The sequence below is a fragment of the Elusimicrobiota bacterium genome (assembly GCA_040757695.1).
Lineage (GTDB): Bacteria > Elusimicrobiota > UBA8919 > UBA8919 > UBA8919 > JBFLWK01.
This window is the reverse complement of record JBFLWK010000236.1, coordinates 1-1,272: the sequence shown is the minus strand read 5'-3', so window position 1 is coordinate 1,272 and position 1,272 is coordinate 1. Positions and strand designations below refer to the sequence as shown.

3 protein-coding genes are annotated in these 1,272 nt (G+C 29.7%); all 3 read right to left on the bottom strand.

Translation table 11 applies throughout. From position 1 onward, the window contains the following. Nucleotides 1-105: 105 nt before the first annotated feature. Nucleotides 106-336, bottom strand: a complete 231-nt coding sequence (locus AB1349_14440) for a hypothetical protein (GenBank protein MEW6558524.1) — start codon at nucleotides 334-336, stop codon at nucleotides 106-108. Nucleotides 337-539: 203 nt separating this feature from the next. Continuing rightward, the gene (locus tag AB1349_14435) at nucleotides 540-731 is read right to left on the bottom strand and encodes a hypothetical protein (GenBank protein MEW6558523.1); all 192 of its coding nucleotides are present in this window, start codon (nucleotides 729-731) and stop codon (nucleotides 540-542) included. Beyond that, complete coding sequence (locus AB1349_14430; GenBank protein MEW6558522.1) at nucleotides 718-1,179, bottom strand: PIN domain-containing protein; 462 nt, start codon at nucleotides 1,177-1,179, stop codon at nucleotides 718-720. The genes AB1349_14435 and AB1349_14430 overlap by 14 nt, the downstream gene beginning before the upstream one ends. Nucleotides 1,180-1,272 lie beyond the last annotated feature (93 nt).

The following is a 1,272-nucleotide window of genomic DNA, read 5'->3' as shown; positions in this document are numbered from 1 at the left end:
TTATATCACAGAGAAAATAAAAGAATTAAAGATTAAATAAAATTTGTGGGTTTGCAAAATTTTCAAAATTATGTCTCGTCGTAGCACTATAAACTTTATGCGTTTTCACGCTTTTTCTCGGTAATAATAACCTCTTAAACCGCTAACAGATATATCTTTTTCAATCTGAGTTTTAAGTTCAACAGATATTTTATCGCTTATGAAGTACCTTGCCCCCAACCCGGGGTAATTAAGTCCGACACCAAATTTGCCTTTGGCAATTTCACTATATACAGGAACAGAAAAAGCAAAAAGTAAGCAAAAAACTAATAAATTCACGTTAAATTCTTTTTTCATTTGAGACCTCCATTTGACTACTGAAAATAAAAATTTTGCTTAACTCTACTACTTCTACAGATAATTATACCTATTTTTTTTTCAAGTCAAGTGTACGTTTCAAATCATCTATTAGTTACCGAAACAGGGTGAATATTTGGAAAACAATCTCAATACATCTGACTACTGTATATCAAGCACTTTTACCTTCCTTTCAGATAAAATTATATTTCTTTTGCTATCTGTCGTACAGTTTTATTTTGAAAAATACGTTTTCTTTCTTTCGTATAATTACCTTTACCAGATTGGTATTCAAGTAAGAATCTTGTTGCCCCTGCCATACCCAAACGTTTGATCAAAGCATTCCATCCTTCCATTCTGATTTCTTCATTTACCATATGACTAACTGTTTGCATTTTGTTTTTCCTCCTTCGCAACGAATTCTGCAAGTGTAACCACATTTATTTTTAACATAATTTCTATTCCTTTAATCTTTTTGACCAATGTATCATCACAAGTAACAAAATAGTCTACTTTTGACTTTTCTGATAGTGCCAGGTGTAATGCATCAATTGAAGGGATACCGTATTGCTCTAAAATTGTAGCCCTGTTGATAGTTAATTTATCAAGATTTACTTTTTCTCTGCTCATCTTTAAATATGATAAAATTTTTTCTTTACGTTCTATGTAAGGATTTTGTTGGTTTTCATATTCAAGAACTGTAGAATTTACTGTATGATACATTTTTTGTTCAATCTGCTCCAACAAAAATAGAAATATATCCGTTTCCAGTTTAATTCTTGGTTGTCTTTGATCATCAAAAGGTCTATTGTAAACACATAAATCTATATAGAGTCTTTTCATTTTAAAATCATTTTATCATATCATTTAGATTTTTACAACTTTATACTGTGTCAATAAAAAAATTTTGGAGAGATTTTCTCAATAAGATTGTGC

Coding starts and splice junctions, on each gene's coding strand:
- AB1349_14440 (MEW6558524.1), bottom strand. CDS start 336: ATGAAAAAAGAATTTAACGTGAATTTATTAGTTTTTTGCTTACTTTTT.
- AB1349_14435 (MEW6558523.1), bottom strand. CDS start 731: ATGCAAACAGTTAGTCATATGGTAAATGAAGAAATCAGAATGGAAGGA.
- AB1349_14430 (MEW6558522.1), bottom strand. CDS start 1,179: ATGAAAAGACTCTATATAGATTTATGTGTTTACAATAGACCTTTTGAT.